The organism is Pseudomonas sp. ZY71 (assembly GCF_036542145.1).
In the GTDB taxonomy this organism is placed as follows: domain Bacteria; phylum Pseudomonadota; class Gammaproteobacteria; order Pseudomonadales; family Pseudomonadaceae; genus Aquipseudomonas; species Aquipseudomonas koreensis_A.
In genome coordinates this window covers 3,399,589-3,424,361 of record NZ_CP144274.1, presented here as the reverse complement: position 1 = coordinate 3,424,361, position 24,773 = coordinate 3,399,589, and the positions used below count along the sequence as shown (strand labels likewise).

The window sequence follows — 24,773 nt, the reverse complement described above, 5'->3', positions numbered from 1 at the left end:
ACCAGCTACGCTGATCGCAGTGAACGCTAGAAAAATACTATCGGGGCATGCCGACGCGCATCGCTCTTTGGGGGATTGATGGATCTTTGGACGGCCTTGCAGGCACTGATACTAGGAGTTGTAGAAGGGCTGACGGAGTTTTTGCCCATTTCCAGTACCGGACACCAGATCATTGTTGCCGACTTGCTCGAATTCGGCGGCGAACGGGCCATGGCGTTCAATATCATCATCCAGCTCGGCGCGATCCTCGCGGTGGTCTGGGAGTTTCGCCGGAAGATTTTCGATGTGGTCATCGGTTTGCCGACGCAGCCGAGCGCACGGCGTTTTACCGCCAACCTGCTGATTGCGTTTCTGCCCGCGGTGGTGCTGGGCGTGATCTTTGCCGACCTGATTCACCAATACCTGTTCAACCCGATTACCGTTGCGACAGCACTGGTGGTTGGCGGCATCATCATGTTGTGGGCAGAAAAGCGTCAGCATGAAGTGCACGCCGAAACGGTCGACGAGATCACTTGGAAAGATGCCTTGAAGGTCGGCTTCGCCCAGTGTCTGGCGATGATCCCCGGCACCTCGCGCTCCGGCTCGACGATCATTGGCGGATTGCTGTTCGGCCTGTCGCGCAAGACTGCCACCGAGTTTTCGTTCTTTCTGGCGATGCCAACCATGGTCGGTGCGGCGGTCTACTCGGGCTACAAGTACCGTCACCTGTTTGTCCCGGCGGACTTCCCGGTGTTCGCCATCGGTTTTGTCACCGCGTTCATCTTCGCCATGATTGCCGTGCGCGGCCTGCTCAAGTTCATTGCCAGCCACAGCTATGCGGCGTTCGCCTGGTATCGGATCGTGTTTGGTCTGGTGATTCTGGCGACCTGGCAGTTTGGCTGGATCGATTGGGCGGCGGCCAAACCATGAGTGATTCCCGCGCACGCCGGCCCGAAGGACGACCTTCGGGCGGCAACAACATCCAGAACCTGAAGCTGAAACTGCTGGTTCTGCTGATCGTCTGCGCGCTGCCATTGTTCGGCTCAGTGGCGATGTGGCTGCGCGGGATTTCACTGGTGCCGCTGACCGCTTATGGCGTCGTCAGCGTGCTGGCGTTCTTCATGTACTGGGCCGACAAGCGCAAGGCGCGCACGGATGCCTGGCGCACCCCGGAGAACGTTCTGCACGCCGTGGAACTGGCCGGCGGCTGGCCGGGCGCGTTGATCGCCCAGCAGGTGTTCCGGCACAAGACGCGCAAGGTCTCGTTTCAGATTCTGTTCTGGGTGATTGTCGTGTTGCACCAAGTGTTCTGGATCGACCAGTTGTTTCTCGGCTCGAATCTGCTGACGCTGTTCTGAATACACCGCAATTCCCTATGTAGGAGTGAGCCTGCTCGCGATAGCGGAGTGTCAGTTGGAATTTCTTTGACTGACACTCCGCTATCGCGAGCAGGCTCACTCCTACAGGGATCGGGTTTACAGCAATAAACCGATTTGGGTCTTTTTCGGCAACTTGCTCACCACCAATTGATGCGAACGCTGCAACAACCCCTGCAATTCCTCGGCACCCAGCGGGTAGGGCGGGTGCATGATGATCCACTGCGCCCGCGCCAGATACGGCGCCGGGTGAATGCCCGGGCGGTCGCAATGGCCGAGAAACAGATCCTTGTCGACCTTGAACGCCAGTGAATCTCCGCGCAGCCCCTGCAAGGCAAACATCTTGTTGCCGGCAATCGAAAACACCCGCACGCCACCCCACTTGTAATCTTCCCGAGCGCCCGGCAATGCCAGGCAGAACGCCGCGACGTCGGCTTCGCTCATCTTTCCCTTGCTCATAACAACCGCTCCCCACAGGCATTGAACGATTCGACCAGATGATCGATCCACGCGCGCACTGCCGGCATCACCCCGCGTCGATGCGGATACACCGCTTGCAGCCAGCCGCCCGGCAGCGACCACTCTGGCAGCATCTGCACCAGCGTGCCGTTTCTCAGTTCCTCTTCGCAATACATCATCGGCAGTAGAGTGAAACCCTGACCGGCCAGCACGCAGGCCTTGCGCACAATAAAGTCATCGATGCCCAGGCGCGCCTCCATGTTCAACTCGAAGCTTTCACCCTGTTGATCAAGCAAGCGCACATGCACCATGCGATCCGCCTCCAGCGCGCCGAGCACCGGCAGATTTTTCAGGTCTTGCGGATGATTGATCGTCTGGCCCTGCAAAAACGCCGGACTGGCTACTACAACCATTTGCGCCTGACGCAAGCGTCGAGTGACCAGCAACGGGTCTTCATCACCGTGTTCACGCACGCGCAGCGCCACATCAAAACCTTCGCCGACCAGATCGACCCGGCGATTGAGCAGGACGACTTCCAGTTGCACCTGCGGGAATTTGCCTAAAAATTCGCTGATGACCCACGGCAACATTTCCCGGGCCAGACCGGTCGGGCATGACACCCGCAAACGTCCACGCGGCTCGCTCGACATGCTCGCCACCGCCTCATCGGCCATTTCTGCTTCGAGCAACATGGCCTGGCAGTGACGCAGATAACGTTCGCCAACGGCAGTGAGATTGAGTTGCCGGGTGGTGCGTTGCAGCAAACGCGCGCCGAGGCGTTCTTCCAGTTCGGCAATGCGCCGTGACAGGCGTGACTTGGGAATCCCGAGCAATCGCCCGGCCGCGGCAAAACCGCCGGCCTCGACGACTTTGGCGAAATAGTAGAGATCGTTGAGGTCTTGCATAGGGAAATCCAACTGTTCTATCAGTGGGACAAACTATCGCATTTCAGGCGGCTAATCATCCATTGGTTTCTTGCGTAGGATTGTCTCCATTCCGTCGCCACCGGCGATTCCTTCCAGGAGATTCCACATGAAACTGCTGCATATCGATTCGAGCATTCTGGGCGACAACTCGGCTTCCCGTCAGTTGAGCAGCGAAGTCGTCAAAGCCTGGCAAGCCGCCGAGCCAAGCGCCGTGGTGACCTACCGCGACCTGGCCGCCGACGCCATCAGCCACTTCTCGTCGACCACGCTGGTCGCCGCCGGCACCACCGCTGAGCTGCGTAACGCTGCACAACAGCACGAAGCCGAACTGAGCGCTTCGACCCTGGCCGAATTCATCGCTGCCGACGCCGTCGTCATCGCCGCACCGATGTACAACTTCACCGTACCGACCCAACTCAAAGCGTGGATCGACCGCGTTGCCGTCGCCGGTCAAACCTTCCGTTACACCGAAGCCGGCCCTGAAGGCCTGTGCGGTGGCAAGAAAGTGGTGATCGTTTCCACCGCTGGCGGTATTCATGCCGGTCAGGCCAGCGGCATCGCTCACGAAGAATACCTGAAGCTGGTGTTGGGCTTCCTCGGCATCACCGACATCGAAATTGTCCGTGCCGAAGGCCTGGCGTATGGCGACGAAGTGCGCAACAACGCCATGACCGCCGCTCAAGCGAAAATCAGCGAGCAATTGTTCGCCGCGGCGTAAGGCTTGCGTAAAGAACAGCTGTTGTTCAGGTAACACTCAAAAAACTCTGTATTCTGGTTCCGCAAGGGGCGAATACGGAGTTTTTTGTTTCTGGCTGTTACATAATCTGGCCCGGGTTATGCAGTCACACAATCAGCGTCTGAGTGCATTGTCGTACCGAAACACCGAATCCCCGGCGTTTCAGGCCCGCAACGCAACGGAACTTTCGATTGAGTCACAACAGGGTGGGGCATCCCATGATGCGTCTTTGTGCAACGTTACTGATTTGCCTGCTGGGCAGCTTTAACACAGTGCACGCTGCGCCTGGGCGGCACCCGGTGTGGAGCGTCGGCTACCACGAGATGACGTTTCTCGATCCGCTGGACCTGCAACCGATGCGCGCCATCGCCTTCTATCCGTCCAGCGACCGCGAGCACATGAGTCTGCTCGAGGGGTACTCCGTCGAGGCTGGCGAAGACACCAAAGTCGCCATCGGCCGCTTTCCGATGCTGATGCTCTCCCACGGCAACACCGGCACGCCGCTGGCGTTGCACGATCTCGCCACGTCGCTGGCACGCAAAGGCTTTGTCGTGGTGGCGGTGATTCACCCCGGCGACAACTCCAAAGACCACAGCCGATTGGGCACCCTGAGCAATCTCTATGGCCGGCCGATTCAGATTTCCGAAGCGATTACCGCGACCCTTGGCGACCGCATGCTCGCGCCGTACGTCAATGCCGATCAGGTCGGGGTGATCGGTTATTCGGCGGGCGGCGAGACCGCTCTGATCCTGTCCGGAGCGCAACCGGATCTCGATCGTCTGCGTCGTTACTGTCAGGAACGTCCGGATGATCGTGATGCCTGCAATACGCAGGGTGAGCTGATCGTCGATCGTGATGACCTGCAACCGGTGGCTGATCCGCGTGTTCACGCGTTGCTGTTGATGGCGCCGCTGAGCTTGAAGTTCGGCCGGCACACCCTGGCCGATGTGCATGTGCCGGTGCTGCTTTACAGCGGCGATGGCGACAAACTGGTGGCTTTCGACAAAAACGCTGCAGCGCTGGCGCGCAAACTGCCGACAGCGCCGGATTTCAAGTTACTGGCCGGGGCAGGGCACTTCGTCTTCATGGCGCCGTGCAACGAAGAGCAGATTCGCGCGATGCCGGCGTTGTGTACCGATGCTGATGGGGTGGATCGCGAAGATATTCACCGCAACCTCATCTCCGAGGCCGGGCGGTTCTTCTCGCATACACTGGGCAAGCCGACCCGGGCCGGCATGCAAACCGCGGATCAATAACCCCGCAAATCCCCTGTAGGAGTGAGCCTGCTCGCGATAGCGGTGTGTCAGAAAAGAAAATGTCGACTGACACACCGCTATCGCGAGCAGGCTCACTCCTACAGGGGGCCGTGTCGGACTTCAGATTGTTGCCCGGCGCTGCAGCAGCAGGGTCAGGCCCAATCCGATCACCGACAACAACGCCGCACTGAAGAATATCCACGAATACCCCAGATTCAACGCCACCGCGCCCATCAACGGCCCGGCAATCGCCAGCGCCAGATCGAAGAACACCGCATAAGCGCCCAACCCGGAACCACGACTGGAACTGGGCACCTGCTTGATCGCCTCGACGCCCAACGCCGGGTACACCAGCGACAAACCAAACCCCGCCAGCCCCGCGCCGATCAAGGCGAACGCGGTCGACGGCGCAAGCCACAACAGCACCAGCCCTAAGGTTTCGATGGTCATGCAGGCGATAGCGGACCTGAACCCGCCAAACCGACTGATCGCCGAGATAAACATCAGCCGCGACAGGATGAAGCACACGCCAAACACCGTCAGGCAGTACGCCGCGCCGGTCCAGCCACGGTTGAGGTAATAGAGGGTGATGAACGTGGTCAGCGTGCCGTAGCCGATCGAGGCCAGGGTCAGGCTGGCGCCATACGGGGCGATGCGCCCGAACACCGCCCAGAACGGCAGGCGTTCGCCACGGATCACCGGTACCGAAGGCTTATTGCGAATCAGCAGCAGCGCACCGGCCGCCAGCACGGCCAGCGCGATGCCGAGGCTGGTGAAGCCGTAATCGGCGACCATCACCACGCCCAGCGGCGCACCAATCGCAATCGCGCCATAGGAAGCGATGCCGTTCCAGCCAATCGATTTTGCCGTGTGTTCGACGCCGACCTGGCCCATGCACCAACTGATGGTGCCGACGCCGATCAAGCCCTGCGCGATACCGAGCAGCAAACGGCCGATAATCAAAATGATCAGGCTGGTCAGCGCAAAGTCCTGTAGCAGCGTAGAGAGCAGCGTCAGCAAGCCGCTGAGGACAATCCCCCACAAGCCATAAATGATCGCCCGTTTAGTCCCGACCGTATCCGACATGCGCCCGGCCATCGGCCGGCTGAGCAGGGTGGCCAGGTACTGCGAGCCGATCACCAGCCCGGCAATGACTGCGCTGAAACCCAGTTGTTCATGCACATATCCGGGCAACACCGCGATCGGCAGACCGATGCAGAGGAAGGCAATAAAGGTGTAGAACACGATGGAAACGATCTGCAGGGTGATCGCCATGGAGCTTTGCGGTGGCAGTTGCTGCGCAGACATGAGGACTCGTTCGCGGGCGGCGGTGGGAGAGTTCGCATCATGGCTTGGGTGTCAGATAAAAGAAAGCAGGCTAACTATTTTTCCTGAGGATTGATCGCGTTGCTGATGGCCCTATCGCGAGCAGGCTCACTCCTACATTTGAAATGCATTCCCCTGTAGGAGTGAGCCTGCTCGCGATGGTATCTGAACCAATGAATTTCTAACCGAACACATGCAAAAAGCCCCGTCACACAGGACGGGGCTTTTTATTGAAGCTAACAGCTAGAAGCTGCTTTTTTAGAACACCACACCCTGACTACGCAGGTAGTCATCGTAAGTGCCGCTGAAGTCAGTCACGCCATCCGGGCTCAGCTCGATGATGCGCGTGGCCAGGGACGATACGAACTCACGGTCGTGGCTGACGAAGATCAGCGTGCCCGGGTAGTTTTCCAGCGCCAGGTTCAGCGCCTCGATCGATTCCATGTCCAAGTGGTTGGTTGGTTCGTCCATGATCAGCACGTTCGGCTTTTGCAGGATCAGCTTGCCGAACAGCATGCGACCTTGCTCACCACCGGAAATCACTTTGACCGACTTGAGGATCTCGTCGTTGGAGAACAGCATGCGGCCCAAAGTGCCGCGAATCATCTGCTCGCCCTGAGTCCACTGACCCATCCAGTCGAACAGGGTAACGTCGTCTTCGAAGTCGTGCGCGTGGTCCTGGGCGTAGTAGCCCAGTTCCGCGGCGTCGGTCCACTTGATGGCGCCGGCGTCCGGGGTCAGTTCGTTGACCAGGGTGCGCAGCAGCGTGGTTTTGCCGATACCGTTCGGGCCGATGATCGCTACGCGCTCGCCGGCTTCAACCTGGAAGCTGAAGTCTTTGAACAGGGGTTTGCCGTCGAAGCCTTTGGCCATTTTTTCGACGATGACCGCCTGGCGGTGCAGCTTCTTGTTCTGATCGAAGCGGATGAACGGGCTCACGCGGCTCGAAGGCTTGACCTCGGCCAGCTGGATCTTGTCGATCGCCTTGGCGCGGGAAGTAGCCTGTTTGGCTTTCGAGGCGTTGGCCGAGAAGCGGCTGACGAACGATTGCAGCTCGGAAATCTGTGCTTTCTTCTTGGCGTTGTCCGACAGCAGTTGCTCGCGGGACTGGGTCGCCACGGTCATGTACTCGTCGTAGTTGCCCGGGAACAGACGCAGCTCGCCGTAATCCAGGTCAGCCATGTGCGTGCACACGCTGTTCAGGAAGTGACGGTCGTGAGAGATGATGATCATCAGGCTGTTGCGCTGGGTCAGCACGTTTTCCAGCCAACGGATGGTGTTGATGTCCAGGTGGTTGGTCGGTTCGTCGAGCAACAGCACTTCCGGATCCGAGAACAGCGCCTGCGCCAGCAATACGCGCAGTTTCCAGCCTGGCGAGACTTCGCTCATCGGGCCGAAGTGCTGCTCGATGCCGATACCCAGACCCAGCAACAGTTCACCGGCACGGGACTCGGCGGTGTAGCCGTCCATTTCGGCGAATTCGGTTTCCAGCTCGGCCACGGCCATGCCGTCTTCTTCGCTCATTTCCGGCAGCGAGTAGATACGATCGCGCTCGGCCTTGACCTTCCACAGCTCTTCGTGACCCATGATCACGGTGTCGATCACGGTGAATTCTTCGTAGGCGAACTGGTCCTGGCGCAATTTACCCAGACGCACGTTCGGCTCGAGCATGACCTGACCGCCGGACGGATCGAGATCGCCGCCGAGGATTTTCATGAAGGTCGACTTGCCGCAACCGTTGGCGCCGATCAGGCCGTAGCGATTGCCCGCACCGAATTTGACCGAAACGTTTTCGAAGAGCGGCTTGGCGCCGAACTGCATCGTGATGTTAGCTGTAGAAATCAAGAGTTTTTCCTGCGAAGCATTCTTAAAAAGCGAGGGTGCGGCTGCAGCGCTTGGCCCGAGTCAAAGTGCGCTGAAGCGGGAGAGTCCCGTCATCAACCAAGGGGGGCGCGTAAAGTTTGGCGGCGATTGTACTGGTCTGGCTCTTTAAACGATAGGGCGATCACGCCACGATCGCCGATTGGCATGATCACGGGACAGTTTTTCACAGTTGAAGATTCACTATCGGTTACAAACTGTGGCTAAAATGCCATCTTTCACCGAGCGTCCGGTTACGGCGCGGGCCAGGGACGTGCCATGTGTATTCAGACCACTGCATAAGACGCTGGGCCTCAGGCCGCCGGGTGCGCAGTTTGTTCACTTTCTGACGTGTGACGATTTCCGTGAAACTCATCATTGCTGCTATTTATGTCATTTCCATTGCATACGTTCATTTGCGTGGGCGTGTGCGCCACAAGCTCGGTCGGCAACTGAGTGACCATTCGACGTTTCTCGCGCCGATCAACTGCTTCCTTTATCTGTTCTCGAAAAAGCCGAACCAGCCGTACCTGGACCCGAGCGAGTTTCCTGACTTGAGCCCGTTGCAGGCGCACTGGGAAGAAATCCGCGAAGAAGGGCAGAACCTGCTGCGTGCCGGTGAGATCAAGCGCTCTAACCAGTACGACGATGTCGGTTTCAACTCGTTCTTCAAAAGCGGCTGGAAGCGTTTCTATCTGAAGTGGTACGGCGAGAGCCATCCGTCGGCGATGAAGCTGTGCCCGCGCACCACCGAGCTGGTGCAGAGCATCGGTTCGATCAAGGCCGCGATGTTTGCCGAGCTGCCACCGGGTTCGAAACTGGTGCGTCACCGCGACCCGTATGCCGGTTCCTATCGCTATCACCTGGGCCTGGACACGCCGAACGACGCTGGCTGCTATATCAACGTCGACGGTGAGAGCTACCACTGGCGCGATGGCGAAGCGGTGATGTTCGACGAGACGTTTATTCATTACGCCGAAAACACCACCGACAAGAACCGCATCATCCTGTTCTGCGACATTGAACGACCGATGAAGTACCGCTGGGCGGCGGCGTTCAACAGCTGGTTCAGCCGTACCGTTATGTCGGCTGCCGGTGCACCGAACGATGCCGGTGATCGTACTGGCGGGATCAACCGTTTGTTCACCCGGATCTACAAGATTCGCCTGCGTGGCAAAGAGCTGAAAAAGCGTAATCGCAAGCGCTACTACATGGAAAAGTGGGCGATCTTCGGTGGCTTGCTGGCGGTGTTCATTCTGATCTGAATTCAAAGCAGACGCTGCTGACGCCATCGCGAGCAGGCTCGCTCCTACATTTGAAATGCGTTCCCCTGTAGGAGTGAGCCTGCTCGCGATGACGGTCTCAAGGGCAACCGATTACTATCAGGAAGCCTTCTTGGTCTTCTTTGCCGGCGCAGCTTTCGCCGGTTTCTCAGCCTTCGCCTTCGGCTTGGCCGTCGCTTTCCCACCCAGACTGCGTTTAAGCAGCTCGGTCAAGTCGATCACATCAGCGGTTTTGCGCTCTTCCTCACCACCCACCGTTTCAACATCCTCGATCTTGCCTTCATGGGCCTTTTTCTCGACCAGCGCCATGATCTTGTCTTCGAACTCATCCTTGTAATCCTCGGGCTTCCAGTCCGCGCTCATGTCCTGCACCAGCCGTTTGGCCATGTCCAGTTCACCCTTGGCCAGCTGCGGCTTGGTCACTTCAGGACCTAATTCCAACTCATCGAGGCCACGCACCTCCTGCGGCCAGCGCAATTTCACCAGCACCAATGCATCTTCCAGCGGCATCAGCGCCGCAAGGTACTGGCGTGTATGCATCACTACGCGGGCGAGGGCGACTTTATTGGTTTTGCTCAGGGTTTCGCGCAGTAGCGCGTAGACCTTGCCACCGCGTTTGTCGGGTGCCAGGTAGTAGGGCGTGTCGATGTTCTGCAGGGGAATCTGTTCGGCATCGACAAAGGAAAAGATGTCGATGGTCTGCGTCGAGACAGGGTGCGCCGAGCGGATTTCCTCTTCGCTGAGCACCACATAGCGGCCCTTTTCATAGGCCACACCTTTGACGATATTCTCCTTGGTGACTTCCTTGCCGGTGACCTTGTTCACCCGTTTATAACCCACCGGGTCCATGCTGCGGCTGTCGAGCCAATCGAAATCCACGCCCTGCGACGAGGTCGCCGAGACCAGTGCGACAGGGATGTGAACCAGTCCGAAACTGATCGCGCCTTTCCAGATTGCTCGAGCCATGGTGAGTTCTCCGAGTGATGATCGGATGACCTGCGGCTGTGACTGAAAGTTTCCCCGCAATGCACGGGGTTTCGGGGACTCGGTCAAGTCGTGTTACATGTTGTTTAAGGCTTGTGGGTTAACAAATCCGAACCCTCGGCGTAGCGTGGACTCGAAGGCTCTATCCCCGGCCCCATCGAGAGGCAGCGTCATGAACCGAATTCTGCTTGGCATCGTCGTCCTGACCCTCAGTGGCGGTCTGGTTCATGCTGACGTCTTGCTGGCGCAAAGCCCAACCGGCAACAGCAATAACCCCTACAACAGCCCGATACGCCGGGCCAACCCCAACAGCATGCAGGGCACCCAGCCCAGCGCTCCACCCATCCGCGGGCCGAGCACGGTACCGACGCCACGTCAGCCTACGGTCGAGAACCGTGGCATTGGCAATGGCCAACCGATCCGCTCGGTGCCGAGCACGCCACCGACGTTCATTCCCAATCCACCTTCGCGCAGCGGAGACAGCAACCGTTGAGCGGCAGGACTGAGCTTCTGTCGACCCTTGAAACGAACAAAAGGAATCGTGCATGTTGCGTAAAACCCTTCTAGCCACACTGTGTGCCGGCGCGCTGATCAGCGCTCCGACATTTGCCGCGGCGCCCAAAGAGCTGCAAAGCGAACAGGGCACCCTCGAAGTCACGACCATTACCGCAGGCCTTGAACATCCGTGGGCGCTGGCGTTTCTGCCGGATCGCCAAGGCATGCTGGTGACCGAACGGCCCGGCAATCTGCGTGTAGTCGCGGCCGACGGCAAGCTGTCGGCGCCGATCTCCGGTGTGCCGCAGGTCTGGGCCAAGGGGCAGGGCGGGTTGCTGGATGTCGTGCTGTCGCCGGACTTCAAACAGGATCGTCTGGTCTATCTGTCCTATGCCGAAGGGGGTGGGGCCGGCGACAAGGCGGGCACCGCCGTCGGGCGTGGGCGGCTTTCGGATGACTTGAAGACACTGAAGGATTTCAAAGTGATCTTCCGTCAGGAACCGAAGCTTTCGGTTGGCAACCATTTCGGCTCGCGACTGGTGTTTGACCGTGACGGCTATCTGTTCATTACCCTGGGTGAAAACAACGACCGGCCGACCGCACAGGATCTCGACAAGCTGCAAGGCAAGGTCGTGCGCGTCTATCCGGACGGCAAGGTGCCGGATGACAACCCCTTTGTCGGTCAGTCTGGCGTACGGCCGGAGATCTGGGCCTACGGCCTGCGTAACCCGCAGGGCGCGGCACTCAATCCTTGGACAGGCACGTTGTGGGAAAACGAACACGGCCCGCGCGGTGGCGATGAGGTGAACATCATTGAACGCGGCAAGAATTACGGCTGGCCGCTGGCGACCCACGGCATCAATTACTCGATGCAGCCGATCCCGGAAGCCCAGGGTAAAACCGCCGAAGGCACCGTTGCACCGCACCATGTCTGGGAGAAGTCGCCGGGCGTCACCGGTATGGCGTTTTACGATGCCGACCGCTTCAAGCCGTGGCAACACAATGCGTTTATCGGCGCGTTGGTGACTCAGGAGCTGATCCGCTTGCAGTTCGATGGCGACAAGGTAGTGCATGAAGAGCGCTTGCTGGGCGAACTCAAGCAGCGAATTCGCGATGTACGGCAAGGGCCGGATGGTTATCTGTATGTGCTGACCGATGAAGAGAAAGGTTCACTGTACAAAATCGGCTTGAAGCCCGCGCTTTAAAGACGATCCCCCTGTAGGAGCTGTCGAGTGCAACGAAGCTGCGATCTTTTGATCTTGTTTTTCAAAATCAAAAGATCGCAGCCTTCGGCAGCTCCTGCATGTGGAGGCTTACGTTTCGCGAGAATACAGCACCACCGCCGCACGCAATTTACCCCGACCAAACCGGCACATTTTCTCGAATTCCCCATGGCTCACCGGCACATGCTGGCAATCCATGGGCTGTCGATGCTGGCTGTGATCGACATCCGGGTCATGCAGGTAAACGAAATCCTCGTCGCAATCGGTCACGACCACCCAGTGCGGGGATTTGGAGCGCGTCAGTCGATAGCTGCTGATCAATACCAGTGGCTGTCCACCGGAGTCCAGCAGTCGCGGCAGATCCAGAGACGCACCGATCAAACACTCAACATCGGTCTCCTGCAATTGCCCCGTGAACTCTTCGTGTACCAGGCGCATGACGTCTTTTTTATGCGCATCCCGCACACCGTCGAGGAACAATGGCCCGGCCAGACTCAGTTGCAATCCCACCCTGTAACCCCGACGCCACGCCGCCAACGCCAATCCCTGCGGGCTGCACCCGCCATGGCCGGAGGTCATGAACACCGTGGTCGCTTCCCGCCAGATCTGCAATTCTTCGCGCCGCTCCAATAAACGTTCCGATTGCAGAGCACCCATGGCCATCAGCAGGCACGCCGGGCCACAGGTGAAATCGGTGGTTTGCCGGTAGTAGGGCACCTTGATGCTGCGCGAGTCGCGGTGCTGAAGAATGCGTTTCTCCAACCGCAGCGCATCGGCGTGGTCTTCGTAGTAATCGTGAATCAAAGCAAAACGCCGGTAGCCATTGCGTTCGTACAGCGCGATGGCCGCAGGGTTGTCGAGGCGCACTTCCAGGCGCAGGTACGCGCAGTCGTGTTCCAGCGCCAGCGCCTCAATGCGCTGCAGCAATTGTTTGCTCAGGCCGGTGCCGCGCGCCTCAACCGCGAGTGCGATGGAATACAGCCGCGCGAGCGAAGTACCGCGATGAAACAACACCAACGCATAACCCAGCAGTTGGCCGTCGCACTCGGCCACCAGCAACTGCCCGTGAGCACGAGTGATCATCCACTGAAAGCTGCGACTAGTGAGCCGGTCCGTGGTGAAACATTGCATTTCCAGTGCCAGCAGCGCCGGCAAGTCTTCAACTACCGCCAAACGAAAAACAGCCTTCATATGACCACCGTAAAAGTTGCGTAACGAAACGAGACTTTCAAAAAACTTCGTGCTTAATAGGAAAGGTCTTGTTCTCCAACGGATCAATCTCTATGTCAGCGGTACAGGGTCATTGGCGCGAAGTATCCGAGCAAAGTTTGCCGGCGGCAACTTATTTAAAATCAGCGATTAAAACATCCAGTCAGGTTTTGATTATTGTCGAACGCAAGGAAGACTGGGCTTCATACTTCCCCAGCGAAGACATCGTGACAGCGCAGGAATACCTCGAGCACAGCTGTGACAGCGAACCGGGCAAGCGCGTGCAGGTGATCAACCTGTGTCGCAGCTACAAGTACCTGGGCCACGGCTACTACTGCTCGTTGCTCGCCGAAGCACGGGGGCACAAGGTGATTCCGTCGGTGCGCACCATCAGCGAGCTGACGAAAAAATCACTCTACGGCCTGGCGCTGGACGATCTAGATAAAACCCTGGAAAAAGCCCTCAGTCATCATCTCTACAGTGATACCGAAGGCTTTACTCTGACCCTGTATTTTGGCCGAACACATATCGAGCCATTACAGGATCTGGCGCGGCAGTTGTTTGAAGTATTTCCCTGTCCGATTCTGTTAGTTGAGTTTCGCCGAACTAACGGTTGGCATATCGAAGGTATAAAGTCCGGCGCCTTGCACAAGTTGCGCGATGATCAGGAAGATCAGTTCGCCAATGCGCTGGACGGCTTCAGCCGTAAAGTCTGGCGAGTGCCGCGCTCGCCGCAAGTGGCGCGTTACGATTTGGCAATATTGCACGATCCGCAGGAGGCTCTACCGCCCTCCAACAGCAAGGCACTGGCGAATTTCGTCCGGGTCGGCAAAACCATGGGGATCGACGTCGAACTGATCGAACGTAAGGATTACGCACGTCTCGCCGAGTACGACGGCTTGCTGATCCGCGAAACCACCAGCGTCGACAACCACACCTATCGCTTCGCCAAAAAGGCTGAAAGTGAAGGACTGGTGGTAATGGACGACCCGACATCGATCCTCCGCTGCACCAACAAGGTCTACCTGACGGATTTGCTCAACAGCCATCAACTGGGCATGCCCGCCACCGAGATCCTCTACAAGGAACGACCCGAAGATTTCGAACGGGTCGGCGAGCGCCTTGGTTTTCCGCTGGTGCTGAAGATCCCCGATGGTTGCTTTTCCCGTGGCGTGATCAAGGTTGAAAGTCAGCAGGCCTTGCTCGAAGCCACCGCCGAACTGTTTGAACACTCGGTGTTGCTGCTGGCTCAGGAGTTTTTCTACACCGAGTACGACTGGCGCATCGGCGTGCTCAACCGCAAACCGATCTTCGCCTGCCAATACTTCATGTCCAAGGGCCACTGGCAAATCTACAACCACAAGGCCAAGGGTCAGGACGTCAACGGCGAATGCCGGACGATGGCGATCCACGAGGCGCCACGCGCTGTAGTGGAACTGGCGGTGAAGACCGCCAACCTGATCGGCGACGGCCTCTACGGCGTCGATCTGAAGCAGGCCGGCGACAAAGTGGTGGTGATCGAAGTCAACGACAACCCCAACCTCGACGCCGGCATTGAAGACGCCTATTTGCACGACGATCTGTATTCACTGGTGCTGGAAGAATTCGTGCGCCGTCTGGAACTCAAGCGTCGCGGTCAGGCCTGGTGATGCGCCGATGATCAACAGCTTTGCACTGAGCCACGGCGCCCTGCAGCGGGTCGAGCGACTGGACGCCGAGGTGATGCTGTTCAGCAACCCCGACGCCGCCGAACGCGACTTGCTGCACAGTCATTTCAAGGTTGATGAGCATGCATTGGCGTCAGCGCTGGATCCGGACGAGGTCTCGCGCATCGAGTTTCACCCCGACCATTTGTTCCTGATCTGGAAGCGCCCGGAAAACTATTCCGGTGGCGGCACGCTGGCATTTGAGGTGTCGTCCTGCGGATTGCTGTTCGCGCCGGGGCAATTGCTGGTCATCGCCACCGACGACACGCCGCTGCACGGCCTCGGCACCCGCCAGCCGTTGAATACGCCGCTGGATGTCTTGCTCGATCTGCTGTTCAACAACATCCACCACTACCTCGGGCACCTGAAGGTGATCAAACTGGTCGCCCGCGAACTGCAGCAGAAATTCAATGCATCGATGCAGAACCAGCACTTGGTGCAGATGTTCAACCTCAGCGAAAGCCTGATCTATTACATCAACGCGCTGCACAGCAACGGCGCGGTCCTCACGCGCCTGCGCAATCATGCCGAGAAGCAGCATTTCGGCAGCGAAGCGCTCAGTTTGATCGACGACCTGATCATCGAAAACAACCAGTGCTACAAGCAGGCGGAAATCTACTCGACAGTGTTTTCCGGGCTGATCGATGCGCGTGGCAATCTGATGAACAACAGCATGAACAACCTGCTGCGCAAGCTGACCTTGATCAACGTGGTGTTTCTGCCGTTGAACCTGATTGCCAGTATTGGCGGGATGTCGGAGTTCAGCATGATGACGGCGGGGACGCCGTGGTGGGTTTCCTATCCGTTGTTTCTGGCGGTGATGTTGCTGGGGGCGGGGGGGATGTTGTTTGGGTTGCGGCGTTTGGCCAGATGATTTGTAGTGCCTGATCGGACGCCTTCGCGAGCAGGCTCGCTCCCACAGGGGAAAATGCATTTCAACAGGGTGGGAGCGAGCCTGCTCGCGAAGAGGCCGGCACAGGCGAAGTAAAACTCAAGACAGTCCCGCATTTGGCCGAACCGCCACTGTGATGCCTTGTTATAGTTCGGGCCTCATTTTCAGCCCGGTAAAGGATCACTGCCATGACTCAATACTCCGCCTTCAGCGTCGAACTGGCCGACAACATCGCCCATGTGCAGATCAATCGCCCGGAAAAGATCAACTCGATGAACGCCGCGTTCTGGAGCGAGATCGTCGAGATCTTCCAGTGGATCGACGACACCGACGAAGTGCGCGTGGTGGTGCTCAGCGGCAATGGTAAACATTTTTCCTCCGGCATCGACCTGATGATGCTCGCCGGCGTCGCCAATGAACTGGGCAAGGACGTCGGCCGCAACGCGCGCCTGCTGCGTAAAAAAATTCTGACCCTGCAAGCCTCGTTCAACGCCGTCGACAACTGCCGCAAACCGGTACTCGCGGCCATTCAGGGTTACTGCCTGGGCGGCGCGATCGATCTGATCGCGGCCTGCGACATGCGCTACGCCGCTGAAGACGCGCAATTCTCGATCAAGGAAATCGATATCGGCATGGCCGCCGATGTTGGCACTTTGCAACGGTTGCCACGGATCATCGGGGACGGCATGCTGCGTGAACTGGCTTACACCGGTCGCACCTTCGGCGCTGACGAAGCGCGCAGCATTGGCCTGGTCAATCGCGTCTACAGCGACAAGGACGCGCTGCTCGAGGGCGTGCTGGACATCGCTCGCGAGATCGCTTCGAAGTCACCGATTGCGGTCACCGGCACCAAGGAAATGATCAGCTACATGCGCGACCATCGCATCGACGACGGTCTCGAATACGTTGCCACCTGGAACGCCGCCATGTTGCAATCCACCGACTTGCGCGTGGCCATGGCCGCCCATATGAGCAAACAGAAACCCGAATTTCTGGACTGAGAAACCATGACATCTCGCTGGACCACTGCAGTACTGGACACCGATCAACCCGGCGGCTGGGCCGTGGCGCGCAGCCCGGAAGGCTTTTTGTTCGACGACAACGGCGCGCTGTTCCCACGTGAATGGCTCAGGCGTCAGGACTTGTCGATCCTCGCCGAGCACGGCATCGGCCATCTCGATGGCGAGCCGGTGTACTTGCTGGAACTGCGCAGTGCCAGCGAAGTGTCGGGTTGTAACTGGAAAGGTTTGCGGGCGTTCATGCTCGACGGCGATCACACCATCTACAAAGTGCTTGGGTATGCCGCACAGATCGGCACCTGGGCCCGTGAGCACCGTTTTTGCGGCAATTGCGGTCAGGCGATGACCCAGGTGCCGCGCGAGCGGGCGATGTATTGCCAGCCGTGCGACCTGCGCAGTTACCCGCGCATTTCGCCGAGCATGATTGTGCTGATCACTCGCGGCGACGAGATTCTGTTGGCGCGTTCACCGCGTTTTGTCACCGGGGTCTACAGCACGCTGGCCGGGTTCGCCGAGCCGGGTGAGTCGGCCGAGGATTGCCTGATTCGGGAAGTACGCGAGGAAGTGCAGATCGAGGTGCAGAACATCCAGTACATGGGCAGTCAGTGCTGGCCGTTCCCGCATTCGATGATGCTCGGCTTCCATGCCGAATACGCCGGTGGCGAGATTGTCTGTCAGGAAGACGAGATCGAAGACGCCCAGTGGTTCAACGTCCATGACCTGCCGCCGTTGCCGGCGTCCAAGTCGATTGCCCGTTACCTGATCGACGTCTACGTGGCGCGGCGCTTAGGCCACGCTGAACCAGTGCTGCCAGGCTAGGCGCACGGTCAATCCCAGTACCACGGTGATGAACACCGGGCGAATGAACTTGGCGCCGCCGCTGATCGCGGTGCGCGCGCCAAAGAACGCGCCGACCATCACCGACAGGCCCATGCTCAGGCCGATGATCCAGTCCACCTGCCCGGAAAACACGAACACCGACAGCGCCGCAATGTTGCTGACGAAGTTCATGCTGCGCGCCACACCGCTGGCCTTGACCAGGTCGATCGGGTAGAGCAACAGGCTGCTCACCGTCCAGAATGCGCCAGTGCCGGGACCGGCCACGCCATCGTAGAAACCGAGGCTGAAGCCTTGGGTCGATTGCCATTTCTTTTTGATCGGGGCGTCGCTGTCGAGCGGCGCTTTTGGCGTGCCGCCGAATAGCAGGTACAAGCCACAGGCGAACACGATCACCGGGAGCATCTTGTTCAGCCATTCCGCCGGCAGGTAATGGGCGACGACGGCACCGGTCAGTGCGCCGATCAACGTGCCGACAATCGCATGCGTCCACTGTCGAGGGTGGAACAGCTTGCGTTTGTAGAAGGTGAAACTGGCGGTGGCCGAACCGAAGGTCGAGCTCAACTTGTTGGTGCCCAGCACCAGATGCGGTGGCAGGCCAGCCGTCAGCAGTGCAGGCGTGGTCAACAGACCGCCACCGCCGGCGATGGCATCGATGAAACCGGCAATGAAAGCGACAACGGCCAGAATGGCGAGGGTGGTGAGGTCAACGCTGAGTTCGAAAGGCATGGAATCGGCTTATTCGGCAGGGCGCAGATTTGGCTGCGGGGAGGGCGGTCATGTTACTCATTTCCAACTGTTGCGGCGACCCGTAAAGCCCAATCGCGAGCAGGCTCACTCCTACAGGGGAACGCATTCCAAATGTAGGAGTGAGCCTGCTCGCGATGATGCCAGTCCGGCCACCCCATCACCCACTGTTGCCCACCCGACACCCAGACAACAAATCTCCTTGTGCAAAACATCTGCACAATCGAAAAAACCAACAAAACCAGGCATTCCAACCCTGGCACGCTTGCTGCTCTACCACTCCCATCTCCGCAAATGTCCCGAGGACACGCCAATGAGTCAGCAAGCCGTTAAATTTGCCTACTGGGTGCCGAACGTCAGCGGTGGGCTGGTGGTCAGCAAGATCGAACAGCGCACCGATTGGGGCATCGACTACAACCGCAAACTGGCGCAGATCGCCGAAGCCGCCGGGTTCGAATATGCGCTGACGCAGATTCGTTTCACCGCCGGTTACGGCGCCGAGTTTCAACACGAGTCCGTCGCGTTCAGTCATGCACTGCTCGCAGCCACCAGTAAACTCAAAGTGATCGCGGCAATCCTGCCCGGCCCGTGGCAACCGGCGTTGGCCGCAAAACAGCTGGCGACCATCGATCAACTCACCAACGGCCGCATCGCGGTGAACATCGTCAGTGGCTGGTTCAAAGGCGAGTTCCAGGCCATCGGCGAGCATTGGCTGGAGCACGACGAGCGTTATCGTCGTTCCGAAGAGTTCATTCGTTCATTGCGCGGCGTGTGGAGTCAGGACAACTTCACCTTTCGCGGCGACTTCTACCGCTTCGACAATTACAGCCTGAAACCGAAACCGCTGGGTCGTCCTGAGATCTTCCAGGGCGGCAGTTCCCGTGCGGCGCGGGACATGGCCGCGCGGGTTTCGGACTGGTATTTCACCAATGGCAACAGCGTTGAAGGGATCAAGGCGCAGGTTGACGATATTCGTGCCAAAGCAGCGGCGAATAATCATTCGGTGAAAGTTGGCGTCAACGCGTTTGTCATCGCCCGTGATACCGAAGAAGAAGCGCGCGCCGTGCTTGCGCAGATCATCGATCAGGCTGACCCGGAAGCCGTGAACGCCTTCGGCGATGCAGCGAAGCAGGCGGGCCGGGCATCGCCGGAAGGAGAGGGCAACTGGGCAAAATCGACGTTTGAGGATCTGGTGCAATACAACGATGGTTTCAAGACCAATCTGATTGGCACGCCGCTGCAGATTGCCGAACGGATCGTGGCGTTGAAAGCGGTGGGTGTGGATTTGGTGTTGGCGGGGTTTCTGCACTTACAGGAGGAGGTGGAATATTTCGGGCGGCGCGTATTACCGTTGGTTCGTGAACTGGAGGCCGAGAAGACCGCCGCCGTCGCCTGAACCCCACACATCCCCTGTAGGAGTGAGCCTGCTCGCGATGGCGTCTGAACATTCAACTTATATGTTGACTGACACAGCGCTATCGCGAGCAGGCGAAGGCCTACAATTGGATCTCTGCTGGCTTAGAGACCCAGGTCGGACAAGCTCGGATGATCATCCGGGCGCCGGCCCAGTGGCCAGTGGAACTTGCGTTCGCTTTCCTTGATCGGCATGTCGTTGATGCACGCGTAGCGCTGGAACATCAGGCCCTGTTCATCGAATTCCCAGTTTTCATTGCCATAAGAGCGGAACCAGTTGCCCGAATCATCGTGCCATTCATAGGCGTAACGCACAGCGATGCGGGTATCCGAGTAAGCCCACAGCTCCTTGATCAAACGATAATCCAGTTCCTTCGCCCATTTACGGGTCAAAAACGCTTTGGCTTCTTCACGGTTGTTGGCGAATTCGGCGCGGTTGCGCCATTTAGTGTCGAGGGTGTAGGCCAGCGATACCCGTTCCGGGTCGCGGGAGTTCCAGCCATCCTCGGCCAGACGAACTTTTTCGATCGCCGATTCACGGTTGAAGGGCGGCAATGGCGGACGTACCTGGGCTGCAGTAGACATATCAGTCTCCCGAAATAGTTAACGGTTAAAACAACTTGTCCGGCTTATTAAGGCGTTACAGGTCCAATAACTTTCGCGCCATGCATTGCGCATTATCGGCGGCACTGTGATCACCCATCACAAGCGCTACGGTAATGGCACCGTCAATCAGGATCAGCAGCTGTTTGGCCAGCAGTTGCGGATCCTCGGCACCATGTTCGGTACACAGCTCGCACACGTAGTCGAGCAGCTTCTGTTTGTGTTCTTTGGCGACCAGGCGCACCGGGTCCTGTGGATCGCCGGTCTCGCCGCTGGTGTTGATGAAGGCGCAGCCACGGAAACCTTCCGAGGCGAACCAGCTCTTGAGCACGGTAAACAGGTTGAGCAGGCGATCGGCCGGGGTTTCGGCTTGATCGACAGCGCTTCTGTACCAGTGCATCCAGCGTACGTCACGGCGTTGCAGAGCGGCGACGGTCAGTGCGTCTTTGTCGGCAAAGTAACGGTAGATGCTTTTTCTGGAGACGCCGGCGGTTTTCACCAGAAGATCCATGCTGGTGGCAGCGATGCCACTTTTGTAGATCAACTTTTCAGTGACATCCAGAATGATGTCGCGTGTGTCGTTGCTAGTGATTTCGTTCATGTGGCGAACAGTAGAACGATTGTTCTCCTTGGTCAAGCGGGGATTTTTGTCGACTGTGAGATCGTCTTCGCGAGCAGGCTCGCTCCCACAGGGATATGCATTTCAAAGGTGGGAGCGAGCCTGCTCGCGAAGGGGGCATTACAGACACTAACAAGACCCGAAGGATGTGATGGTGTAAGCTCTCAGGTTCTTCGGATTCGACCCATTGCGAGCCCTATGCCGTTGCTTTTCAAACGTTCCTTGCTGCCCAAATTGCGCAGCTTTCCGCTGACCGCCGAGGCCGTGACCATTCTGTCCGGCGCCGCCGAGTTCCGCCGTTGCCTGCTCGAGAAAATCGCGGCCGCGACCCAGCGCATCTACATCGTTGCGCTGTATCTGCAACAAGACGAAGCCGGTCAGGAAATTCTCGATGCACTCCACGCCGCCAAGCTCAAGCGTCCCGAGCTGGAAATCGCCGTGGTGGTCGACTGGTTGCGTGCCCAGCGCGGGCTGATCGGCGCCGGCAAGCAGCCGGGCAACTCGGCGTGGTACCAGGAAATGACTCGCACGCACCAAAGCGAAGTGCCGGTGTACGGCGTGCCGGTGCAGACCCGCGAGCTGTTCGGCGTGCTGCATCTGAAGGGCTTTGTGATCGACGACTGCGTGGTCTACAGCGGTGCGAGCCTGAACAACGTCTACTTGCACAAGTTCGACAAGTACCGTTTCGACCGTTATCACGTCCTGCAAAGCCGCGAACTGGCCGACTCGATGCATCACCTGGTCAAGCACGGTCTGATCGAATCGAAAGCGGTGCATCGCCTGGATCTGCCGAACCTGCCGACCACGCGTAGCCTGCGCAACGACATCGGTGATCTGCGCAGCCGTCTGAAGTACGCCACTTACGACACCGCCACGGGCACCACCGCCAGAGACGGTCTGTCCGTTACACCTTTGCTTGGTGTGGGCAAGAAAAACCCGTTGAACCGGGCGATTCTCGAACTGATCGCCAGCGCGCAAAAGCAACTGACCATCTGCACGCCGTACTTCAACCTGCCGCTGGGTGTGATTCGTGAGATCAACCGCGCGCTGGCCCGAGGCGTGAAGATCGATATCGTCGTCGGCGACAAGACCGCCAACGACTTCTATATCCCGCCGAGCGAGCCGTTCAAGGTGATCGCAGCGTTGCCGTATCTGTACGAGATCAGCCTGCGCCGCTTTGCCAAACGGCATCAGCGCAACATCGACAGCGGTCAGTTGAACCTGCACCTGTGGCGTGATGGCGACAACACGTATCACCTCAAGGGCATGTGGATCGACCAGCGCTATACGTTGCTGACCGGCAACAACCTCAATCCACGGGCGTTCCGCCTGGATCTGGAGAATGCGTTGTTGATCGATGATCCGAAAGGGGAGTGGCTGGAGCCGCGGGCGAAGGAGCTGGAAGAGATTTTCCGCCATACCACGCGAATCGACAGCTTTCAGAATCTGGAGACGCTGCCGGATTACCCGGCCGGGGTGGCCAAGTTTCTCAAGCGGGTGAGCCGGGTGCGGATTGAGCGGTTGCTCTACCGGATTCTGTAAACCTTAACATTTGTGGCGGTCATACAACCGCTATCGCGAGCAGGCTCACTCCTACAGGGGAACGCATTCCTAATGTAGGAGCGAGCCTGCTCGCGAAGGGGCCAGACCAGACGCTAAAGAAACTAGTTCAGACCCAACTTGCCACGCAACGTGGACAGGTCTTCCGCCAGTGTATTCACCGGCCCAACCAGCGCTTTGCGGTCGTTATCCTTCACCTTGTCATACGTCTCGAAACCACCATCCTTGGTCTTGTACTTGGCCAGAATCTTGTCGACGGTGGCAAAGTTCTTGTCGACCTTCGCGACAAACGCCTTGTCCTGGTTTTCAATTTGCGGACGGAACAGATCAACGATTTTCTTCGCACCGTCGATGTTGCCCTGGAAGTCGTAAAGGTCGGTGTGGCTGTAGCGATCTTCTTCGCCGGAGATCTTGGTCGCGGCGACTTCTTCCAGCAGCGCAGCGGCACCACCGACGACTTTCTCTGGCGGGAAAGTCAGGCCAGCCACGCGAGTCTGCAGGTCTTTGACGTCGCTGTTGAGTTTGTCCGCCAACTCGTTCAAACCCTGGGTGCTTTTCTCCGAGAACAGCGAGTATTCGATGCGGTGGAAACCGGTGAAGTCTTCAGCTTTCACGCCTTTCTCGTGGTCGTCGACGCGGGAGTCGATGGACGCATCGAGGTCACTGAACAGCTCGGCAATCGGCTCGATCGACTCGTAGTAAACGCGGGTCGGTGCGTAGAGTTTTTGCGCGGTGGCCAGATCACCTTTTTTCACCGCATCGGTGAACTGCTGGGTGTGGCTGCCCAGCTCGTCCAATTGCTCGGTGACGTAAATCTTGTAGTCCGAAACCGGCCCGACCAGATCCAGCGGTGCCGTCGCGGCGAACGCCGACAGCGGGGTGTTGAGCAAACCAAGGGTTAGCAATAGCGCGAGTGGCGTCTTTTTCATGGGGGCGGCTCCAGTGTTGGGATGTTGTTTCAGGCAGCGGTTTTCGGTTGTGTGGCGTTGAGCAGCGAGCGACCGATGAAGTCCTTGTCGCCGGTGACACCCGGCAGGGTGAAGAAGTAGCCACCGCCGACCGGTTTGAGGTATTCCTCCAGCGGTTCGCCGTTGAGGCGGGTCTGCACGGTGATGAAGCCTTTTTCCAGATCGGCCTGGTAACAGATGAACAGCAGGCCCATGTCGAGCTGACCGTTTTTGTTCACGCCGTTGGAGTAGTTGAACGGCCGGCGCAGGATCAGGTTGGCCTGGCTCGCGGCGGTGCGCGGGTTGGCCAGACGAATGTGCGCGTCGAGTTTGGTCAGCTTGCCCGCCGGGTCTTTGCTGTAGTCCGGGACTTCGCTTTCATGCTGGCCACCCATCGGTGCACCGGTGGTTTTGACCCGGCCAAGAATGCTTTCCTGCTCCTGCAGCGGCGTGCGATCCCAGCGCTCGACGAAGTTACGGATGATCCGCACTGCTTGGTAACTGCCGTGCGCAGCCCAGGCCGGTTCGTCACTGCCCGGTTGCACCCAGACCAGGCGATCCATGGCTTTGCTGTCGTTGGAGTCCGGGTTGGCCGAACCATCACGGAAACCAAGAAAGTTGCGCGCCGATTGCGCTGGCACACCGGGTTTCGCCGGGGCTTGGGGCGGCACACTGCCTTCCTGTTTCCAGCGCACCAGCAACAGATCAGGGAGGTTTTTGACGATGTCGCGCAGGGCGTGAATGTTGGTGTCGGCGGTGTTCGAGCAGAACTGCAGGCTCAGGTCGCCGTGGCAGCAATCGGCATCCAGCGCATCGTTGGGGAAACCGACCATACGGATCAGCCGTTTGGGTTTGGCGTCGGCCAGACCGAAGCGCTCGTCGAACAGCGATTCGCCGACGGAAACGGTGATGGTCAGGTTGTCCGGCGTCACGTTCGGGCCGAGGATGCCGGAGTCCGGCGGCGGCAGTTTCGGATCGATCTGCGCGACTGGGCCGCCCTTCATCAGAAACGCGATGCGCTCGTTGAGGGTGCGGAATAGCCGCTCCAGGTCTTCACGATCACTGGCCAATACGTCGAAGGAAACCAGCATGCCCGAGGCCGGGCGCGGGGTGACGATGCCGGTCTGATGCACGCCGTGGAAATCGTGACGGTCTTCGGTCTTGTCGCTGCTCGGTGCTTCGGTGACTTGCGCAGGCGCGGCAGCCATGGCCGGGCAGCTCAGGGCGGACCCGGCGAGGGCGACACCGGCGGCGCCCATGCCCATCAAGACACGGCGACGTTGCAGGTTGAGTGGTTCGATATCTTTCATCGGGAATT

The 24,773-nt window shown here is 58.7% G+C and carries 24 protein-coding genes; 13 read left to right on the top strand and 11 right to left on the bottom strand.

Annotated features, from left to right (window positions below):
* Nucleotides 1–78: 78 nt before the first annotated feature.
* Entirely contained in the window at nucleotides 79–909 is an 831-nt protein-coding gene (locus tag VY732_RS15140; RefSeq protein ID WP_077572762.1) for an undecaprenyl-diphosphate phosphatase, read from the top strand.
* Complete coding sequence (locus VY732_RS15135; protein WP_331691100.1) at nucleotides 906–1,337, top strand: DUF1294 domain-containing protein; 432 nt, start codon at nucleotides 906–908, stop codon at nucleotides 1,335–1,337. The genes VY732_RS15140 and VY732_RS15135 overlap by 4 nt, the downstream gene beginning before the upstream one ends.
* Nucleotides 1,338–1,454: 117 nt before the next feature.
* On the opposite strand, the gene VY732_RS15130 is transcribed toward VY732_RS15135, so the two are convergent.
* Together VY732_RS15130 and VY732_RS15125 are read right to left on the bottom strand one after the other, a co-directional pair.
* Nucleotides 1,455–1,814 carry an MmcQ/YjbR family DNA-binding protein gene (locus tag VY732_RS15130; protein ID WP_095118795.1) on the bottom strand — a complete coding sequence of 120 codons (360 nt, stop codon included), beginning with the start codon at nucleotides 1,812–1,814 and terminating at the stop codon, nucleotides 1,455–1,457.
* Nucleotides 1,811–2,719, bottom strand: coding sequence for a LysR substrate-binding domain-containing protein (locus VY732_RS15125; protein ID WP_212621993.1), 909 nt, complete (start codon nucleotides 2,717–2,719; stop codon nucleotides 1,811–1,813). Before VY732_RS15125 ends, VY732_RS15130 begins: the two co-directional genes overlap by 4 nt.
* 127 nt (nucleotides 2,720–2,846) lie before the next feature.
* Between VY732_RS15125 and VY732_RS15120 the strand changes: the two genes are divergently transcribed.
* Both VY732_RS15120 and VY732_RS15115 read left to right on the top strand, forming a co-directional pair.
* Nucleotides 2,847–3,458, top strand: coding sequence for an FMN-dependent NADH-azoreductase (locus VY732_RS15120; protein WP_077572766.1), 612 nt, complete (start codon nucleotides 2,847–2,849; stop codon nucleotides 3,456–3,458).
* A gap of 236 nt (nucleotides 3,459–3,694) precedes the next feature.
* Entirely contained in the window at nucleotides 3,695–4,732 is a 1,038-nt protein-coding gene (locus tag VY732_RS15115) for an alpha/beta hydrolase family protein (RefSeq protein ID WP_137216731.1), read from the top strand.
* A 120-nt stretch (nucleotides 4,733–4,852) separates the two neighbouring features.
* Here VY732_RS15115 and VY732_RS15110 read toward each other — a convergent pair whose 3' ends face one another.
* Nucleotides 4,853–6,040, bottom strand: a complete 1,188-nt coding sequence (locus VY732_RS15110; RefSeq protein ID WP_331691099.1) for an MFS transporter — start codon at nucleotides 6,038–6,040, stop codon at nucleotides 4,853–4,855.
* A gap of 276 nt (nucleotides 6,041–6,316) precedes the next feature.
* Nucleotides 6,317–7,903 carry an ABC-F family ATPase gene (locus VY732_RS15105; protein ID WP_077572769.1) on the bottom strand — a complete coding sequence of 529 codons (1,587 nt, stop codon included), beginning with the start codon at nucleotides 7,901–7,903 and terminating at the stop codon, nucleotides 6,317–6,319.
* Nucleotides 7,904–8,283: 380 nt separating this feature from the next.
* On the opposite strand from VY732_RS15105, the gene lpxO reads away from it, so the two are divergent.
* A complete protein-coding gene (gene lpxO / locus VY732_RS15100) occupies nucleotides 8,284–9,183 on the top strand; it encodes a lipid A hydroxylase LpxO (RefSeq protein ID WP_077572770.1) in 900 nt (299 codons plus the stop codon).
* 117 nt (nucleotides 9,184–9,300) lie between these two features.
* Here the strand turns inward: lpxO and ku are convergent, their stop codons facing one another.
* A complete protein-coding gene (ku, locus tag VY732_RS15095; RefSeq protein ID WP_331691098.1) occupies nucleotides 9,301–10,167 on the bottom strand; it encodes a non-homologous end joining protein Ku in 867 nt (288 codons plus the stop codon).
* A 190-nt stretch (nucleotides 10,168–10,357) separates the two neighbouring features.
* Between ku and VY732_RS15090 the strand changes: the two genes are divergently transcribed.
* A complete protein-coding gene (locus tag VY732_RS15090) occupies nucleotides 10,358–10,678 on the top strand; it encodes a hypothetical protein (RefSeq protein ID WP_077572772.1) in 321 nt (106 codons plus the stop codon).
* A gap of 52 nt (nucleotides 10,679–10,730) precedes the next feature.
* A complete protein-coding gene (locus VY732_RS15085; protein ID WP_331691097.1) occupies nucleotides 10,731–11,885 on the top strand; it encodes a PQQ-dependent sugar dehydrogenase in 1,155 nt (384 codons plus the stop codon).
* Between the two features lie 108 nt (nucleotides 11,886–11,993).
* On the opposite strand, the gene VY732_RS15080 is transcribed toward VY732_RS15085, so the two are convergent.
* The gene (locus VY732_RS15080; protein ID WP_331691096.1) at nucleotides 11,994–13,094 is read right to left on the bottom strand and encodes a peptidase C39 family protein; all 1,101 of its coding nucleotides are present in this window, start codon (nucleotides 13,092–13,094) and stop codon (nucleotides 11,994–11,996) included.
* A 92-nt stretch (nucleotides 13,095–13,186) separates the two neighbouring features.
* Between VY732_RS15080 and VY732_RS15075 the strand changes: the two genes are divergently transcribed.
* From VY732_RS15075 to nudC, 4 genes are all read left to right on the top strand, one after another.
* A complete protein-coding gene (locus VY732_RS15075; protein WP_331691095.1) occupies nucleotides 13,187–14,761 on the top strand; it encodes a RimK family protein in 1,575 nt (524 codons plus the stop codon).
* 7 nt (nucleotides 14,762–14,768) lie between these two features.
* Nucleotides 14,769–15,692, top strand: coding sequence for a magnesium transporter CorA family protein (locus VY732_RS15070; protein WP_331691094.1), 924 nt, complete (start codon nucleotides 14,769–14,771; stop codon nucleotides 15,690–15,692).
* Between the two features lie 206 nt (nucleotides 15,693–15,898).
* Entirely contained in the window at nucleotides 15,899–16,711 is an 813-nt protein-coding gene (locus tag VY732_RS15065; RefSeq protein WP_137216946.1) for a crotonase/enoyl-CoA hydratase family protein, read from the top strand.
* A gap of 6 nt (nucleotides 16,712–16,717) precedes the next feature.
* Entirely contained in the window at nucleotides 16,718–17,548 is an 831-nt protein-coding gene (gene nudC / locus VY732_RS15060) for an NAD(+) diphosphatase (RefSeq protein ID WP_331691093.1), read from the top strand.
* Here nudC and VY732_RS15055 read toward each other — a convergent pair.
* On the bottom strand, nucleotides 17,516–18,295 hold the full coding sequence (locus tag VY732_RS15055; RefSeq protein WP_095118808.1) for a TSUP family transporter: 780 nt from the start codon (nucleotides 18,293–18,295) through the stop codon (nucleotides 17,516–17,518). The two genes, nudC and VY732_RS15055, sit on opposite strands and share 33 nt — an antisense overlap.
* A 331-nt stretch (nucleotides 18,296–18,626) precedes the next feature.
* On the opposite strand from VY732_RS15055, the gene sfnG reads away from it, so the two are divergent.
* Nucleotides 18,627–19,709 (top strand): dimethylsulfone monooxygenase SfnG, encoded by a 1,083-nt coding sequence (sfnG, locus tag VY732_RS15050; protein ID WP_331691092.1) that lies wholly within the window; start codon nucleotides 18,627–18,629, stop codon nucleotides 19,707–19,709.
* A 122-nt stretch (nucleotides 19,710–19,831) separates the two neighbouring features.
* Here the strand turns inward: sfnG and VY732_RS15045 are convergent, their stop codons facing one another.
* Together VY732_RS15045 and VY732_RS15040 are read right to left on the bottom strand one after the other, a co-directional pair.
* The gene (locus tag VY732_RS15045) at nucleotides 19,832–20,311 is read right to left on the bottom strand and encodes a nuclear transport factor 2 family protein (RefSeq protein ID WP_038361256.1); all 480 of its coding nucleotides are present in this window, start codon (nucleotides 20,309–20,311) and stop codon (nucleotides 19,832–19,834) included.
* Between the two features lie 55 nt (nucleotides 20,312–20,366).
* The gene (locus tag VY732_RS15040; protein ID WP_007914737.1) at nucleotides 20,367–20,930 is read right to left on the bottom strand and encodes a TetR/AcrR family transcriptional regulator; all 564 of its coding nucleotides are present in this window, start codon (nucleotides 20,928–20,930) and stop codon (nucleotides 20,367–20,369) included.
* Nucleotides 20,931–21,146: 216 nt separating this feature from the next.
* On the opposite strand from VY732_RS15040, the gene pssA reads away from it, so the two are divergent.
* Nucleotides 21,147–22,490, top strand: a complete 1,344-nt coding sequence (gene pssA / locus VY732_RS15035) for a CDP-diacylglycerol--serine O-phosphatidyltransferase (RefSeq protein ID WP_331691091.1) — start codon at nucleotides 21,147–21,149, stop codon at nucleotides 22,488–22,490.
* A gap of 122 nt (nucleotides 22,491–22,612) precedes the next feature.
* Here the strand turns inward: pssA and efeO are convergent, their stop codons facing one another.
* Entirely contained in the window at nucleotides 22,613–23,437 is an 825-nt protein-coding gene (gene efeO, locus VY732_RS15030; RefSeq protein WP_137216952.1) for an iron uptake system protein EfeO, read from the bottom strand.
* A 29-nt stretch (nucleotides 23,438–23,466) separates the two neighbouring features.
* Nucleotides 23,467–24,765, bottom strand: coding sequence for an iron uptake transporter deferrochelatase/peroxidase subunit (efeB, locus tag VY732_RS15025; RefSeq protein WP_137216953.1), 1,299 nt, complete (start codon nucleotides 24,763–24,765; stop codon nucleotides 23,467–23,469).
* Nucleotides 24,766–24,773: the final 8 nt, after the last annotated feature.